This window comes from Limnohabitans sp. DCL3 (assembly GCF_048019295.1).
Taxonomy (GTDB): Bacteria; Pseudomonadota; Gammaproteobacteria; order Burkholderiales; family Burkholderiaceae_C; genus Limnohabitans_A.
Genome location: NZ_CP171842.1, coordinates 107285 through 122638, shown reverse-complemented (window position 1 = coordinate 122638; position 15354 = coordinate 107285). Strand labels below are relative to the sequence as shown.

Annotated in this window: 14 protein-coding genes and 1 pseudogene; 4 read left to right on the top strand and 11 right to left on the bottom strand. The window is 60.2% G+C overall.

The annotated features are described in order from the left end of the window. Positions 1–120: 120 nt before the first annotated feature. Positions 121–1365: an ABC transporter substrate-binding protein gene (locus ACHEXK_RS00605; RefSeq protein WP_416548978.1), complete on the bottom strand. Its 1245-nt coding sequence runs from the start codon at positions 1363–1365 to the stop codon at positions 121–123. 192 nt (positions 1366–1557) lie between these two features. Between ACHEXK_RS00605 and ACHEXK_RS00600 the strand changes: the two genes are divergently transcribed. From ACHEXK_RS00600 to ACHEXK_RS00590, 3 genes are all read left to right on the top strand, one after another. Further along, the gene (locus ACHEXK_RS00600; protein WP_416547337.1) at positions 1558–2226 is read left to right on the top strand and encodes a response regulator transcription factor; all 669 of its coding nucleotides are present in this window, start codon (positions 1558–1560) and stop codon (positions 2224–2226) included. Positions 2227–2236: 10 nt separating this feature from the next. Next, positions 2237–3772 carry a sensor histidine kinase gene (locus tag ACHEXK_RS00595; RefSeq protein WP_416547336.1) on the top strand — a complete coding sequence of 512 codons (1536 nt, stop codon included), beginning with the start codon at positions 2237–2239 and terminating at the stop codon, positions 3770–3772. Positions 3773–3851: 79 nt separating this feature from the next. Then, positions 3852–4838 carry a glucokinase gene (locus tag ACHEXK_RS00590; RefSeq protein WP_416547335.1) on the top strand — a complete coding sequence of 329 codons (987 nt, stop codon included), beginning with the start codon at positions 3852–3854 and terminating at the stop codon, positions 4836–4838. Positions 4839–4840: 2 nt separating this feature from the next. Here the strand turns inward: ACHEXK_RS00590 and ACHEXK_RS00585 are convergent, their stop codons facing one another. The 6 genes and pseudogenes from ACHEXK_RS00585 to ACHEXK_RS00560 form a co-directional block, all read right to left on the bottom strand. Next, a complete protein-coding gene (locus tag ACHEXK_RS00585; RefSeq protein WP_416547334.1) occupies positions 4841–5860 on the bottom strand; it encodes a serine/threonine protein kinase in 1020 nt (339 codons plus the stop codon). 27 nt (positions 5861–5887) lie between these two features. Continuing rightward, entirely contained in the window at positions 5888–7324 is a 1437-nt protein-coding gene (locus ACHEXK_RS00580) for a protein kinase domain-containing protein (RefSeq protein ID WP_416547333.1), read from the bottom strand. Continuing rightward, positions 7321–8088 (bottom strand): metallophosphoesterase family protein, encoded by a 768-nt coding sequence (locus tag ACHEXK_RS00575; protein WP_416547332.1) that lies wholly within the window; start codon positions 8086–8088, stop codon positions 7321–7323. The genes ACHEXK_RS00580 and ACHEXK_RS00575 overlap by 4 nt, the downstream gene beginning before the upstream one ends. A gap of 137 nt (positions 8089–8225) precedes the next feature. Further along, complete coding sequence (locus tag ACHEXK_RS00570) at positions 8226–9032, bottom strand: crotonase/enoyl-CoA hydratase family protein (protein WP_416547331.1); 807 nt, start codon at positions 9030–9032, stop codon at positions 8226–8228. A gap of 53 nt (positions 9033–9085) precedes the next feature. Beyond that, a pseudogene (locus tag ACHEXK_RS00565) lies at positions 9086–9961 on the bottom strand (3-hydroxybutyryl-CoA dehydrogenase); the annotation flags it as partial. 228 nt (positions 9962–10189) lie between these two features. Continuing rightward, entirely contained in the window at positions 10190–11137 is a 948-nt protein-coding gene (locus ACHEXK_RS00560; RefSeq protein ID WP_416547330.1) for a DMT family transporter, read from the bottom strand. 112 nt (positions 11138–11249) lie between these two features. On the opposite strand from ACHEXK_RS00560, the gene ACHEXK_RS00555 reads away from it, so the two are divergent. Then, positions 11250–12158, top strand: coding sequence for a LysR family transcriptional regulator (locus ACHEXK_RS00555; RefSeq protein WP_416547329.1), 909 nt, complete (start codon positions 11250–11252; stop codon positions 12156–12158). Here ACHEXK_RS00555 and ACHEXK_RS00550 read toward each other — a convergent pair. The 4 genes from ACHEXK_RS00550 to ACHEXK_RS00535 all read right to left on the bottom strand — a co-directional run bounded on the left by ACHEXK_RS00550 (position 12140) and on the right by ACHEXK_RS00535 (position 15354). Next, positions 12140–12853: a haloacid dehalogenase type II gene (locus ACHEXK_RS00550; protein WP_416547328.1), complete on the bottom strand. Its 714-nt coding sequence runs from the start codon at positions 12851–12853 to the stop codon at positions 12140–12142. The genes ACHEXK_RS00555 and ACHEXK_RS00550 overlap by 19 nt on opposite strands. Positions 12854–12873: 20 nt before the next feature. Continuing rightward, complete coding sequence (locus ACHEXK_RS00545; protein ID WP_416547327.1) at positions 12874–13572, bottom strand: glutathione binding-like protein; 699 nt, start codon at positions 13570–13572, stop codon at positions 12874–12876. Positions 13573–13606: 34 nt separating this feature from the next. Beyond that, positions 13607–14482 (bottom strand): AEC family transporter, encoded by an 876-nt coding sequence (locus ACHEXK_RS00540; RefSeq protein ID WP_416547326.1) that lies wholly within the window; start codon positions 14480–14482, stop codon positions 13607–13609. A gap of 65 nt (positions 14483–14547) precedes the next feature. After that, positions 14548–15354: an ABC transporter permease gene (locus ACHEXK_RS00535; protein WP_416547325.1), complete on the bottom strand. Its 807-nt coding sequence runs from the start codon at positions 15352–15354 to the stop codon at positions 14548–14550.

Below are 15354 nucleotides of genomic sequence, written 5' to 3'. Positions count from 1 at the left end.
GGGGGATCCAATCGGGGGGCCAGCGCGGGCCGCAAGCTTGTGACCTGCAGCCCGGTGGCGCAATAAACCACAAACCCAGAGGGTTTGTTCGAGCCGACCGCCAGGGGCCGGCTCTCAGACTCACTTGACCTTGGCGGCCGATGCGATCTTGGCTTGAGCGTCTTTGGTGCTCATCTTGTCGTCGTTCCAGAACTGGCTGACCGCGTCTTGAATGGCACCGGATGTGGCCGAACCGATGGCCATACCGTGCGCCACGGAGGGCACCAAGCCGCCGCTCTTGGCGGTTGACACGAAGTCGTTGGAGCTGAGCTTGGCACAATCGTCAAACTTGGCCAGGTTCATGTTCAGACGCACAGGGATAGAGCCCTTGTTCAGGTTGAACACTTCTTGGAAGTCGTTGGACATGATGGCCGAGGCCAGGTCTTTCTGGGCCTTGGTGTTGTCGTCGCTCTTCAACTTGAACATGGCAAAAGAGTCCACGTTGAACGTGAAGGACTTGGCCGTTCCCGGTGCTGCAGCACAGGTGAAGTCAGCGCCGGGCTTTTTGCCGGCGGCCACGAATTCGCCCTTGGCCCAGTCACCCATCAGCTGCATGCCCGCTTCGCCTTTGATGACCATGGCCGTGGCCAGGTTCCAGTCGCGGCCAGGGGCGTTCTTGTCGGTGTAGGTTTTGACCTTTTTGAAGGTGTCGAGCACCTTGGTCATGGTGGCACTGCTCAAAGCGCTTTGATCCAATTGCACCAAGGCCTTTTTGTAGAAGTCGGCACCGCCAACACCCAGAGCCACGCTCTCGAAGGTGGTGAAGTCTTGCCAGTTCTGGCCACCGTGTGCCACGGGGATGATGCCGGCTTTCTTCAAGGCTTCAGCGGCCACAAAAAACTCATCCCAGTTGGTCGGCACTTTGGCACCGGCTTTTTTGAACGCGGCGTTGCTGGCCCACAGCCAGTTCACGCGGTGCACGTTCACGGGAGCGGCGATGTAGTTGCCCTTGTATTTCATGACGTTGGCGACCACGGGGGGCAGCAAGGTGTCCCACTTTTCGGCCTTGGCCACATCGTCGATGTTGGCCAACACGCCTTCACCCGCCCACTCTTGCAGGGCCGGGCCTTTGATTTGTGCCGCAGCTGGGGCGTTGCCCGAGACCACGCGCGACTTGAGCACGGTCATGGCGTTGTCACCACCGCCACCGGCCACGGCGAAGTCTTTCCAGACATGGCCTTTGGCTTGCAAAGTGGCTTTCAGTGCCGCTGCCGATTTGGCCTCACCACCGCTGGTCCAGTAGTGCAGGACTTCGACTTCACCCGCCTGCGCCGACAGGGCAAGCACGGCCGCAGTGGACAACAGGGTGCGCTGGAACAATTTCAAAGTTTTCAAGGGTGTCTCCTGATGGGGGGGCCGGTGGCCCGAAGTTGATGTGCGAGGCGGCTGACAAGCCGAAAAAATACCCCGACGGGCGAATATTAATATTTTGTTAATTTATTAACACTAGGTTAAACCCTAAGCGCAAACCCAGTTCCCGATGGGCCTGAGCCGCAGCAATCCAGTAAGCTTGTCACCATGAAACTGCTGCTTGCCGAAGACGACGCCATGCTGGCCGATGCACTGAACACCCAATTGGGTGGCGCTGGTTTTGAGGTGGAACACGCGCCCAACGGGGCTGTGGCCGACTATTTGTTACAAAAGCATGCCTTCGACATTGCCGTGCTCGACATTGGCTTGCCCATGCTGGACGGTCTGGCGGTGTTGTCGCACGTGCGGCAAACCCATCCGAGCTTGCCCGTGTTGTTGCTGACCGCACGCGATGCCCTGGACGACCGTGTGGCCGGTTTGCAAGCCGGGGCCGACGACTACGTGACCAAGCCGTTTGACTTTCCTGAATTGCTCGCCCGTTTGCAGGCGCTGCTGCGGCGCAGCCAACCGGCCAACACCCCGGCCTTGTTGGGCCGACTGTCGCTGGACCACACCTCGCGCCGCGCCATGGTGGGCGGCGACCCCCTGGACCTGAGTGGTCGCGAGTGGGGTTTGTTGGCGCTGCTGGTGCAGCAACGCGACAAGGTGGTCACCAAAGAGCAAATCACCCAAGCTTGGGGCACCGATGGTGCAGAAGTTGGCGGCGGCAACTCGATTGAGGTCTACATCCACCGCCTGCGCCGCAAACTCGAAGACGCGGACTTGGTGATCCGGACGGTGCGGGGTTTGGGCTATTTGCTCGAAACCGACACCTGAGCACCCGCGCATGGACAGCCTTCGCACCACAGCCTCGGCCGCCTTTGGGCAAGCGGGCGTTTCGCTGGCCCGACAACTGCTGCTGTGGCTGCTGCTGCCGCAGTTGGTGTTGTGGATGGCGGGCGGGGTGGCCACTTACAAATTCGCAGCAGGTTATGCCAACCAAGCCATTGACGCCAGTTTGCTGCAAGCCAGCCGCTCACTGGCCAGGCAACTCAAGCCGATTGGCAATGGCCTGCTGATCGACTTTCCCCGCGCCGCGCAAGACGTGCTCGAAGCCGACCCGGCCGACAAGTTGCTGTACATGGTCAGCTCACCACCCGGGCAGTTCATTTTGGGCAACCAGTCATTGCCCGCCCCCGTCTTGCCCGCAAAAACTGCCACGTCTGTGACGCCGGGCATGAACATCCCTTACTTTTACGATGGCACGATGCCTGTCTATGGCCGCGCCGCCTTGAACACGCCCGCAGGTCAGCCCCTGCGGCTGGTGGCTTTGTACCTGCAGTTTGGCGACGAGGCCAACGCCCCACGAACCATGCTGGTGCAAGTGGCACGCAGCAGCGCCAACCGCGAAGAGCTGGCCCGCCGGATTCTGGTGGACATGCTGCTGCCCATGTCCAGCCTGGTGCTGTTGATGACCTTGATCGTGTGGCTGGGCATCCGCGCCGGCCTGTCCCCTTTGGGGCGACTGCGTCAACAAGTCGAGGGCCGCGCCCCCACCGACCTGGCGCCGCTGCAATTGGCATCGGCCCCGCGTGAACTCTGGTCTCTGGCCACCGCCATCAACACCTTGCTGGCTGCCGTGCAAAACACCGTGGCCACCCAAAAGCGTTTCATAGGCGATGCCGCGCATCAACTGCGCACCCCCTTGGCAGGCCTGAAAAGTCAAACCGAAATTGCCTTGCAATCGACCAACGACCCTGAGCTGCGAGCCCGCCTGCAGCGCGTGCATGACAGCGCCACCCGCAGTGCCCACTTGGTCAATCAACTGCTGACTTTGGCGCGGGCCGAGCCCGAATCGGTGATGGCCCATGACCGCAAGCGCTTTGACTTGCAGCGCATGGCTCAGGCCGTCACCGCCGAATGGGTGCCCCGCGCCTTGCGCTTGCACATCGATTTGGGCATGGAACAAGACACCGAAGACGACGGCCAAACAACGGCCGACAGACCTGTGTGGATAGAGGCCAACGAGTTGCTGATGCGCGAAGCACTGAGCAACTTGATCGACAACGCTTTGCGCTACGCCGGGACCGGCAGCCAAGTCACCGTGCGTGTGGCGCCAGCGGCGCAGACCCCCCCCATGGCGCGGCTTGAAGTCATCGACAATGGCCCCGGCATTTTGGCGCGCGACCACGAACGCGTGTTTGAACGTTTTGTGCGCGCCAGCGAGGGGGGCGACGGTTGCGGACTGGGTTTGGCCATCGTGAAAGAAATCGTGCAGCGCCATGCTGGGCACGTTGCATTGATCAACGCCCAGCCCCAAGGGCTGTGCGTGCGCATTGAACTGCCGCTGGCTGCGCACAAGCCACTTCACCGGCCCGATTGAATTGGGAACACATTGGTAACTTTGCAGCCTGAACCGCTTGCCTGAGCTGATACGCTTGGCCACCACACACCGAATCACCATGAGTACCTTGCACCCCGACACCACACCACGTCTGCTGGGCGACATCGGCGGCACCAATGCGCGCTTTGCCTTGGTGCATGGCGATGGCTCGCCCATTGCACATGAAGTCACCCTGCCAACCGGTCAGTTCCCCGATTTGGCAGCCGCTGCAACGCAATATTTGCAACACGTGGGCCAAACCGGCGTGCGCCAAGCCTGCATCGCCATTGCCAACCCCATCGACGGCGATGTGCTGAAGATGACCAACAACCACTGGCAGTTTTCCATCGAGGCCACGCGCCAAGCGCTGGGGTTGGACAGCCTCTTGATGCTCAACGACTGGGAAGCCATGGCCTTGGCCGCCCCGGCACTTCAAGGCAGCGACCTGCAGCAAATTGGCTCTGGCGAGCCTGTGGCCGACGCGCCCAAAGGCCTGATCGGGCCGGGAACCGGGCTGGGCGTGTCCTCGCTGGTGCGCTCGCGCTTGGGCGACTGGGTGCCCATTGCAGGCGAAGGTGGGCATGTCAGCATGTCCCCCACCTGCGCGCGTGAGGCCGATATCCTGCGCATCTTGTGGCGCACCCACCCCCATGTTTCTGTCGAGCGTGTGGTCTCTGGCATGGGCCTGGAAAATTTGTACCGCGCCATTTGCGAACTCAATGGCAGCGAGGCAGAAAACCTGGTGGCTGCGCAAGTGACCGAGCGGGCGCTGGCCGCCCAAGACGTGGCCTGCGAAGAGGCGCTCGAGCGCATGTGCCGTTTGCTGGGCAACGCGGCCGCCAACCTCGCCGTCACATTGGGCGCACGTGGCGGCATCTACATCGGTGGCGGCGTGATCGGCCGCTTGGGCGATTGGTTTGCACAGTCCGGCTTCAGGACCGCGTTTGAAGCCAAAGGCCGCTTCGAGAACTACATGAAGCGCATCCCGACCTATGTCATCCGCGCCGAACAACCGGCCTTGATTGGCTGCGCCATGGCGCTGGGCGTGCAGCCTGCGCGGCGCTGAGCTCACACACTGAGCGGCGCTTGCTGCATTTGCTCGACCTGCTCTTGCAGCATGAGCACCTGCCCGCGCCAATAGTCGGGCGTACCAAACCACGGAAAGTTGATCGGGAAAATCGGGTCTTCCCAACGCCTGGCAAGCCATGCGCTGTAATGGATCAGACGCAAGGTGCGCAGCGGCTCGACCAGGTTCAACTCGGCGCGGTCAAAATCGCGCACCTGCTCATACCCCTCCAGCAAGGCCGAAAGTTGCTGCGTGCGCTGGCGACGGTCGCCCGACAAGAGCATCCACAGATCCTGCACCGCCGGCCCCATGCGGGCGTCGTCCAGGTCCACAAAGTGCGGCCCACCTCCGGGCAATTCGGCTGGCGTCCACAAAATATTGCCCGGGTGGCAGTCGCCATGCAGACGCAGCAAGCGCCGCTCTGACGCACCTTGCGCAAACGCCGCTTCCATCAGGGCCAGTGCAGGCACCAGCGCATCGCGCCATTCGCGCTCGACTTCCAGCGGAATCATCTGATGGGTTTGCAGCCATTGGGCAGGCTCCAAAGCAAAAGTCTGCACATCGAGCGTGGGCCTGCGCACAAAAGGCTTGGCCGCACCCACCGTGTGGATGCGGGCCAAGAAGCGGCCAATCCACTCCAGCACCTCGAAATCATCCAGCTCGGGCGCTCGACCGCCGCGCAAGGGGCTGACCGAGAACTCAAACCCTCCGGCGAAGTGCAGCGTGCGCCCCTGAATCTGCAAAGGCGCCACCACAGGCACCTCGCTGGTCACCAACTCGGCGGCAAAGTCATGCTCTTCTTGAATCTGGTCTGTGCGCCAGCGCCCCGGACGGTAGAACTTCACCACCACCGCACTGTGGCCTTGCACCGGCTCGTCCAAATGGACACGGTACACGCGGTTTTCGTAAGAGCTCAGCGCCAGCAGTCGGCCATCGGGCCACAAGCCCAGACCCGACAAGGCGTCCATCACTTTGTCAGGCGTGAGTTCGGCATAGGGATGGCGCGCAGTGGAATCGTTCATGCACCGATTGTGGCGCAGCCCGCTCGCTCAACCACCCAACAACTCAAACGGCAGACTTTGCTTCACCAGGATCACGGTACAAGGCGCTTCCATTGCCACCTTGATCGGCACCGTGGCCACAAAGCGCTGCATCTGCAAACCGTGCGTGGCGGCGCCCATGATGACCATGCTGACGGCGTTGCCCTCGGCGTACTTGACGATGGCGTCGGCCACATCACCCGATTCGAGCACATGGAACGACGTTTGGTGGTCCGTCAAATCCAGCGGCTGGGCCCACTGCTGCAGCCGCGTGAGGTGCCAGCGGTGAACGGTGGTTTCACTTTGCGCATGGTCGGTGGCATTGGTGTCACCGGGCGAGATAACGGTCACACACGCCAAGCGTGCCCCAGGGCGAATGCCCAGTGAACGAGATACCGCTTCGCGCAGCGAATACAGCGTGGCATCGCTCACGTCCTTATAAGGCACCGCCACCATGACGATGGGCACCTGCTCGATTTGCTGCGAAGGCAACGGGCTGGGCTGGTATTGCATGCCGGCAGCGCGCAACCAGCGCTTGAAGTGAACCCAGAAACTCGTACCGGCTGTGCGGCGCCCTCGGTCGGTGACGCGAACGTCGTTGGGGTGTGTCAAGTCAAACGCCAAGTGCGCCGCCGAGGGGTAGCGTTGCGCTGCCACGGGCTCTAGGCATTTGAGGACGATCTCCTGCAACCACTCGGGCACATCGGGGCGGCGCTGTCGGGGTGGCACCGGGTCCATCCACAGGCGCTGGCGCATGCCGCCCTGGGTGGCGGGTTCGCCAAACGGCGTCTCACCTGTGGCCAGTTGGTACAGCATCACACCAATGGCGAACACGTCGCTGCGCGGATCACCGCGCACGCCCACCACCTGTTCGGGCGCGATCCAGATGGGCGAGCCCACCGCCTTGCGCAGGGCTTCGGCCAGCAGGTCGGGGTAATGTGAATGGCAGGAGAGCCCAAAGTCCAGCAACAGGGCCGCACCACCCGGGCGGATGAGCACATTGGCGGGCTTGAGGTCCAGGTGGCAGAGGTTTTGGCGGTGCAGGCTGTGCGCCGCCTTGGCCATGGCCGCGCCCAGCTGTCCGATCTCTTGAGGCGTCAGGGGCGTATCACGCCCCAGCCAGTGGTCCAAGGTCTGGCCCTGCACATACTCCATCACCAAATACGGGGTTCGCGACAAGTCGCCCGCGGCCACAAAGCGCGGCACGTGCGGCCCCGTCAATACGGGCATGAGCTGGTGCTCTATTTCAAAGCTCACGATGGTCTCAGCGCCGTCGCCCGCGGTCATGCGTGGGATCTTCATCGCCATCGCAAACTCGGCCTCGCGGCGCGTGCCGTCTTCGGCCGGCGCATACTGCACTTGGTAGATGTGCGCCATCCCCCCGGCGTGCAAACACGCCCCGATTTCAAAGCCATCGATCAAGGTGCCAGGTTCCAACAGTTTCAACGTCCGCTCTCCAATCGTTGGGCAAAAAATTCAGGCAAACCCGCCTGCCGAATGGCCGCCGCCGCCGCAGTGTGGTCGTAGGTCACCCGATGAAAGGTCAAACGTGCGGCGGTCAGGTCGTACACCGCGTACATGGCCCGCGTGTCGCCGTCGCGCGGCTGACCGACCGAACCCACGGTGGCCACACAGGCGCGCAGGCGCGGGACAGGCACGCCCACACCCACGGTGGGTTTAAAGGGCATCAGGTCGCGGCCAGCGCCCTGGTAATAGAGCGTTTGGTGGTGCACATGGCCCACCAAAATGTGGGGTGAGGCCACGCCCTGCGACAGACCTGGGCCACGCGCGGCGTCGAGGCAAACCGAAGCCGCGCGCGCACTGTCCACATAGCGCCAAGTCTCGGGTTTGTCGGCGCTGGCGTGCACCAACAAGAGGTGCTCCAGCGATTCGGTCAATGGCAAGTCGGCCAGGAATCGGCGGTGCTCTGCGTTCAACTGGCGGTGCGTCCATTCGGCGGTGCTTGAACCTGTCGAGTCATCGCCCTGCGGGGGCGTGACCGCCATGGCGTCGTGGTTGCCCTGGATCACCAGCGCGCCTTGACCCTGCAAAACCATCACCTGGTCCATCACCCAGAGCGGATCGGCACCATACCCCACCAAATCGCCCAAAAAGGCGTGGCGGTCCACGCCCTGCGTCTGGGCATGGGCCAGACAGGCGCTGAGGGCTTGCCGATTGGCGTGCAGGTCTGACAGCAGGGCCAGCCTCATGGCGTCTCCTTGGGGCGTTGTTCTGGGAACATCATCGGCGATGAGGCTGAGCCCAAGCTTGCAGCAATCCAGCCGCAGCGGCCTTGATGCGCATCAAGACCCAGCGCGATCACAGCATGGCGGTCATTTTGGGGCCATCAGTGGCCCGTGAAGCGGGCTGGCCTTTTTTCGACAAACGAGCGCACACCTTCAGCCGCGTCCTCGCTGTTGGACAGCGTTTTTTGCACCGATAAAAAGTCATGCATGGCCACCAATGGGCCGTGCTCCACGGCCTTGAGCACGTTCTGGCGCGTGGCCACCACGGCCAGCGGCGCTTGCGCTGCAATTTGCTCGGCGATGCGCATGGCCTCGGCCAGCAAACCTGCCGCAGGCACCACCTTTTGCACCAAGTTCAGGCGCAGGGCTTGTGCACTGTCAAACACATCGCCCGTCAGCAAATGCAAAAGCGCGTTGCCCATGCCCGCACGCTCGGCCATGCGCAGTGTGGCGCCGCCCGTGGCCATGATGCCGCGCTGCACCTCCAACTGAGAAAACCGGCAGTCGTCGGCTGCGACCACGATGTCGGCGGCCAGCATGAGCTCAATGCCCAGCGTGTATGTGATGCCCTGCACCGCCGCCACCATGGGTTTGAGGCGTCGCCGATACCCGTCCATGCCCAAGTTGAGCGGATCCACCAACCCCAGCGGCACCGCTTTTTCACCACGCTGCATCAGCGGCGCGATGGTGGGCAAATCGAGTCCGGCGGTGAAGTGGTCGCCCGCCGCACACAGCACCCCCACGCGCAGCGCGGGGTCGTCGTCCAGCCGGGTGTACGCCTCGCCCAGCTCGCGGTACATCTTGGGCGTGAAGCCGTTGCGCTTGGCCGGGCGGTTGATGCAAATCTGAAGGACTGCACCGTGTACGCTGCAGTCGATCTGGCCTTCGGGGTGGGGGTTGGTGCGCATGCATGGCATGGTAGGCCGACAGCCTCTGGCGCCACGTTCGCCGAGGTGACAGCTCAGTACTTGTACACGCCCTGGCCAGATTTACGTCCCAAGCGGCCGGCGGCGACCATTTCCTTGAGCAAGGGGCTGGGGCGGTATTTGCTGTCGCCAAACTCCTTGAGGTAAACCTCCATCACAGCCAGGCACACGTCCAGACCGATCATGTCGGCCAGTGCCAGCGGTCCAATCGGCTGGTTGCAACCGAGCTTCATGCCGGCGTCAATCGCTTCGGCCTCGGCCAAGCCCTCGCCCAGCACGAAGAAGGCTTCGTTGATCATGGGCACCAGGATGCGGTTGACCACAAAACCGGGGGCGTTCTTGACGGTGATGGGGGTCTTGCCCAGCGCCAGCGCCATCGCGTGCACCGCGTCGTGGGTGGCGTCGCTGGTCTGCAGACCGCGAATGATCTCGACCAGCGCCATCATGGGCACGGGGTTGAAGAAGTGCATGCCGATGAAACGGTCGGCGCGCTGCGTGGCGGCGGCGAGCTGGGTGATCGAAATCGACGAGGTGTTGGAGGCGATGATCACGTTCGGCGCCAGCAGGCCGTCGAGCTGCTTCAAAATCTTGACCTTGAGTTCGTGGTTTTCAGTGGCGGCTTCGATCACCAACTGGGCACTTTTGAGGTCGTCGTAGCTGCTGGAGCCTTGGATTCGGGCCAGCGCGGCTGCCTTGTCGGCTTCGCTGATTTTCTCCTTCTTGACCAGACGGTCCAGGCTGCTCGCCACGGTGGCTACGCCTTTGGCCACGGCCGCGTCCGAAATGTCGACCATCACGACGTGAATGCCGGAGACGGCGCACGCCTGTGCAATGCCATTGCCCATGGTGCCTGCGCCAATGATGCCTACGGTTTGGATGCTCATGCTCTTTCCTTCAATACGGGGTAAATCGGTCCAACAGCCATCTTAACGGGGCGGCTTCACATCCACCTGACGTCGCAGATAAGCATGAGCCTGGATGGCGACTTAACGAAGTTGAACAGGTCAACTTGGCGATTCAAACCGGATGGTGCATGAATTTGGCGGCATCGGTCGCCAGCTTTTATTCGCAGTGTGATCTGCGACGGTTGCAGGTCAATCCATTCATCTCAGTGATCAGCGCCTATTGGATGAATGGCCTCAGGCTTTTGACCTTGAATGCGTTGAGGTCGTGACAGCCAACATCAATCCTGTCATGACCAAAAGCAGTCCGATGGTCTCTGGGATAGACGGCACATGACCCAAGACGGGCCACGCCATCAATGCGGCCAGGCCTGGGGCCAGTGCGGGAAAAACCGCCGCACGCGAAGGCCCAAGCAGCGACACCATTTTCGAATAGGTGTAAAGCGTTCCAGCACCGGCAATGACGCCTTGCACGAGCACCTCGACCCAAAGCACAAACGGTGCAGCCTTGACCAAACCATCACCGCCTGTGAACCAGGCATACGCGGGCACGTAGGTGAGCAAAGCGCTGATCGAAATCACCGCTGTGGCCAGCAAGGGGTCCAGCCGGTGCTTGCGCAGCACGATGCCAAAACCCGCCCAAAGGGTTCCAGCGGCCAGAAACATGGCATCACCCATCGCTGCTCGCCGGGTCAGGCTGGACGCCTCCAGCCCAGACACCAAAACCAAGCCCGACAAAACCACAGCAATCCCCAACACACGGCGTACGGTCATGCTTTCGCCCAGCACCACGGCACCCAGCACCATGCCCATCACGCTCATCGCGGTGAATGGAAACACCGCAGCATGGCTGGATGGGGCAAATTGCAGCGCACCAAACATCAACAAACCAAAAGGTGTGCCCGCCAGCAAAGCCACCGACAACCACACCCGCCAACGCGTGGTGAATTGCGCCACGTCGCGCCAAAACGCCAAAGCCAGCACAGGGAGCATCAAGATGCCCGCCACGCCAAACCGCATCACCGTGAGGTCTGGCGAAGACAAGCCATGGGCAATGCCCCAACGTGCATACACGGTGTAAAGCGCACCAATGCTGGCGGCCAGCAGGCCCACGGCGATGCCTTTGACCAAATGGCGGGAATCAGCCTGATCTTTCAGCGCACTGGGCGGGGAGCTGGTGTTCATTGGGGTGTCCCAGTGCAAGTGAAGGCTTGGAGTTTGATTTGATCCAATCCATTGCACTAGACAAGCCGCTGGACTATTATTTATTCCAATAAAGAATTAATCAGGAAGAACCATGGACAGATTGACGGCCATGCAGACCTTTATTCGGGTGGTGGAGAGCGGCAGTTTTTCGGCTGTGGCGCGCGAGACACACAGCACGCAAAGCCGCGTGAGCAAACAGGTGGCAGCGCTTGAACGGGAACTGGGTGCCCAACTGCTCAGTCGCACCACCCGCTCATTGGCTTTGACAGAGGCGGGAGCGGGTTACTTCGCTCAGGCGCGGCGCTTGGTGGCCGAAATCGCCGAAGCGGAGACAGCACTCTTGCAGGGCGAACAGCAATTGAGTGGCTGGCTGCGCGTGGCCGCTTCGGTGGGCTACGGACGGCTCAAACTGATGCCATTGGTGAAGAGTTTTCTCGCAGCCCACCCCAAAGTCAAAATTGACCTGCGGCTCAACGACGGCTTCATTGACCTGATCGAAGAAGGCATCGATGTGGCCGTCCGCATCGGGGAGCTGGCCGACAGCGCCTTGGTGGCCAGGCGCATCGGCACCACCCACCGTGCCCTGGTGACCCGCCATGAGTACCTCAACACATGGCCCCACGGCCTGAAAGCGCCAAAGATTCCGCAGGACTTGCTGCAGCACAACTGCATCGTCTATTCAGAACTCACGACGCAGAACGCTTGGACATTCCGTGCAGGCCCAGGAGCATCCGAACCGGAGGGCACTGAAGTCACCATCCGCGCACAAGGCAACCTGCAAACCAACAGCAGTGAAGTGATCCGAGCCTCGGTGCTGTCGGGCATGGGGATTGGCTTTTCACCCACTTGGCTGTTCGAAAAAGAACTGGCCAACGGGGATTTGCAAGTGCTGCTGCCCGATTGGCCGGCGCCCTCACTGCCGATTCACCTGGTGAGCCCCCCGCACAAAGGCCAGTCCGCCAAGGTGCAAGCATTTGCGCGTCATGTGTCAGCTCGCTGAATGGCCTCCAGGGAATTCAAAACTGAATTCAGATCAGGACCCGAAAAATGGGGCTTGGGAGTCAAGGTTTCAAACGGCAAACCTTGCCGATTGACCCAATGCGTTGTCAAGCCAAACCAAGCAGCACCCAAGGCATCCCACGCATTGCTGGAGACAAACAGGATGTCCTCTTTTGCGACGGGGATCACCTGCTGAATCAGCCCATAACTCTCGGGCGAAGTCTTGAATAGGCGGATCGCGTCGACCGAGATGAGATGGTCCAGAACATCGTCCATTCCCGCACTTTTGACCGCGGATGTCAGCATGTCCATGCTGCCGTTCGAGAGAATGGCCGTTGTGATGCCCATGGCTTTGATCTTTTGCAGAACAGTCAGGTTCTCTGGAAACGCCTGAAGGTGCGCGTATTGCGCCAACAACTGCTCAAGCTGCCCAGCCTCTCGGTTCAAATGGAGCCGGTCCAAGGTGTACACCAGTGACAGCTGGGTCAGCTCCCAAAAGGATTTGAAATAACGACTGCCCGATGGATTGTGAGGATCTGACTGGGTGATCAAACGCGTGTATTCAATTTGTTTGTCGCGCCACTTGACGGCGATCTCCGCACCCATTCCTGGGTAAAGATCATCGGCCAAAGCTTGAATGGAATACACATCAAACAAAGTGCCATAGGCATCCAATACAACCGCTTTGATTTTCATGCTGGTTTCCAGAGAGCGGCTCAGATCACTGTCTTGGCGTCTTGGCCAAACAAAATGGATTTGGCGTTGTGATCCACCGTCGGTGCCACATTGACTGATTTGGCGATTTCGTAGGCTTTTTGTGTGGCTGGACGATTTTTCACACGTTCAAACCAGGAAGACAGCGCGGGGAATTGGCTCAAATTCTGACGCTGCTTCTCATGCGGAAAAACCCAAGGATAAGCGGCCATGTCTGCAATCGAATAGTCACCACAGATGTACGCGCGGCCATCGGACAAGTGCTTGTTCAAAACGCCATACAAACGCGACGTTTCTTTGACATAACGCTCGATGGCGTACGGCAAGGACTCGGGTGCATATTGCACAAAGTGGTGGTTTTGCCCCGCCATCGGGCCCAAACCGCCCATTTGCCAAAACAACCATTGCAGGCATTCATTTCTGCCCCTCAAATCTTGTGGAATCATGGTTTTGGTCTTGTCGGCCAAGTACAAAAGAATGGCCCCGGACTCGAAAATGCGGATGGGGTCTCCACCGCCTGCTGGATGGTGGTCCACGATGGCAGGAATGCGATTGTTGGGTGCAATCTTCAAAAACTCAGGATCAAATTGTTCACCTCGGCTGATGTTGATCGGCTTGATGTTGTAGTCCAGCCCTGTTTCCTCCAGAAACATCGTCACCTTGTGACCGTTCGGTGTGGTCCAGTAATAAAAATCAACCATGTGGGAGGCCTTTTCGCGCGTTGCGTGGAAAAAATTAATTGAGTGCCAACCAAAGGCCCAATGGCAAGAACAGCAAACAGCCGAGATGCCCAACAATGACCGTTGAAGCCACTTTGTGAGGCTCCACTTGAAATTTGTCGGCGAGCATGAAGTTAAACACAGCGGGGGGCAAGCAGGCAAAAAGAATCAACGCGCCGCGCTCAACACCTTGCAGCGGAATGAGCGACAAAATTCCATACACAGCAGCCAGTCGGATGAAAAAAATCAGCACCGATGACTGGGCCCCAATTTTTGCATCTTCAATTTTGCTGCTGGCCAATCGCACGCCCAAAGACAACAACATCATGGGAACCAACACGCTGCCCAGCATGGTCAAAGATGTTTGAAGCCAAACCGGAAATACCCACTGGAATTGCGCGCTGCATAAACCCAGCACAGTGGCCCAAACCAAGGGGTTGGCATACACCATGCGCCAATCCACTTGGCCACTCATCACGCCTGCACCCAGTGTGAAATGCAACACATTGGAAATCACCAACAAGACAACTGCAGGCGCAACACCTTCAGGGCCATACGCCAGCGCAATCAACGGAATGCCCACGGGACCGACATTGGTGAACATGGCGCACGGAAGAAAGGCGCGTCGAGAAGCGCCTGAGGCAGCTGCCAATGGCCAAGCGATCAGGCCACTGAGAACAATCAAAGCCATGGACGCCCCAGTGAAGGACAAAGCGGTTATGGGGTCAAATGACTTGGCCGACAAAGACACAAAGATGAGTGCGGGCAGCGCCATGTCGACGACCAATTTGTTGGCCCCCGACAAATCCGGACTGACGCGTCGGCCATACAAAAACCCGACCAAAGCCAGAACAAAGATGGGCAAGGTGATGGTTGCAATTTGTGAAAACAATGAAACTTCCTACCTTAATCCAGATTGTCGACCGCTGCATCACTTCTGAAAATCGCGCACAAAAATCAACTCCTGAACCGCTTCCTCGTCAACGCCAGCGCAATCCAAAACGACACCACGGCAAACCCCGCCAGCACCCCCACATGGCGCAGCGGCTGGTCGGGCCAACGGTCCATGAAGAGGGGGCGCACCAAGTCCACCGCCACCGACAGCGGCAGCCAGTCGGCAATGACTCGCACAAAACTGGGCAGCTGCTCGCGCGGAAAGAAGATGCCCGAGAGGAACATCATGGGCGTGAGGAACAGGGTGAAGTAATAGGTGAAGAAGTCGTAGCCTTTGGCCAGCGCGTTGAAGATCAGCGCCATGCAGCTGAAGGTGATGCCCACGCCCAGCAGCACGGGCCAGGCCACCAGCAGCTTCCAGCTGTGGCTGATGCCCAGAGCGAGCATCACACCCAAAATGGCGGTGACGGTGAACAGCGCTTTGAACGCAGCCCACAGCATTTCGGCCAGCACCACATCATCCAGGCGCACCGGGGCGTTCATGATGCCGTCCCATGTCTTTTGCACATGCATGCGCGAAAACGCGGAGTACAGCGCCTCAAAGGTGGCCGCGTTCATGGCGCTCATGCAAATGCTGCCGCTGGCCAGAAACAGGATGTAGGGCACTTTTTCGCCACCCATCTCCACCTGCCCGATGAGGGCGCCCATCCCGTAGCCAAAAGCCACCAGCCACATGAGCGGCTCGGCGATGTTGCCCACCAGGCTGGGAATGGCCAACTTTTTCCAGACCAGCCAGTTGCGCAGAAACACTGGCCACCAGCGCATGGACAAGCGGGGTGCGGCCCAGATGTTGTTTTGAATTTGACTCAT

Excerpts from the sequence above, each read along its gene's own strand:
- ACHEXK_RS00575 (WP_416547332.1), bottom strand. The coding sequence starts at position 8,088 with ATGAGGCTGGCCCTGCTGTCAGACCTGCACGCCAATCGGCAAGCCCTC.
- ACHEXK_RS00550 (WP_416547328.1), bottom strand. The coding sequence starts at position 12,853 with ATGAAAATCAAAGCGGTTGTATTGGATGCCTATGGCACTTTGTTTGAT.
- ACHEXK_RS00560 (WP_416547330.1), bottom strand. The coding sequence starts at position 11,137 with ATGAACACCAGCTCCCCGCCCAGTGCGCTGAAAGATCAGGCTGATTCC.
- ACHEXK_RS00600 (WP_416547337.1), top strand. The coding sequence starts at position 1,558 with ATGAAACTGCTGCTTGCCGAAGACGACGCCATGCTGGCCGATGCACTG.
- ACHEXK_RS00590 (WP_416547335.1), top strand. The coding sequence starts at position 3,852 with ATGAGTACCTTGCACCCCGACACCACACCACGTCTGCTGGGCGACATC.
- ACHEXK_RS00570 (WP_416547331.1), bottom strand. The coding sequence starts at position 9,032 with ATGCGCACCAACCCCCACCCCGAAGGCCAGATCGACTGCAGCGTACAC.
- ACHEXK_RS00545 (WP_416547327.1), bottom strand. The coding sequence starts at position 13,572 with ATGGTTGATTTTTATTACTGGACCACACCGAACGGTCACAAGGTGACG.
- ACHEXK_RS00555 (WP_416547329.1), top strand. The coding sequence starts at position 11,250 with ATGGACAGATTGACGGCCATGCAGACCTTTATTCGGGTGGTGGAGAGC.
- ACHEXK_RS00585 (WP_416547334.1), bottom strand. The coding sequence starts at position 5,860 with ATGAACGATTCCACTGCGCGCCATCCCTATGCCGAACTCACGCCTGAC.
- ACHEXK_RS00595 (WP_416547336.1), top strand. The coding sequence starts at position 2,237 with ATGGACAGCCTTCGCACCACAGCCTCGGCCGCCTTTGGGCAAGCGGGC.
- ACHEXK_RS00535 (WP_416547325.1), bottom strand. The coding sequence starts at position 15,354 with ATGAGTCAAATTCAAAACAACATCTGGGCCGCACCCCGCTTGTCCATG.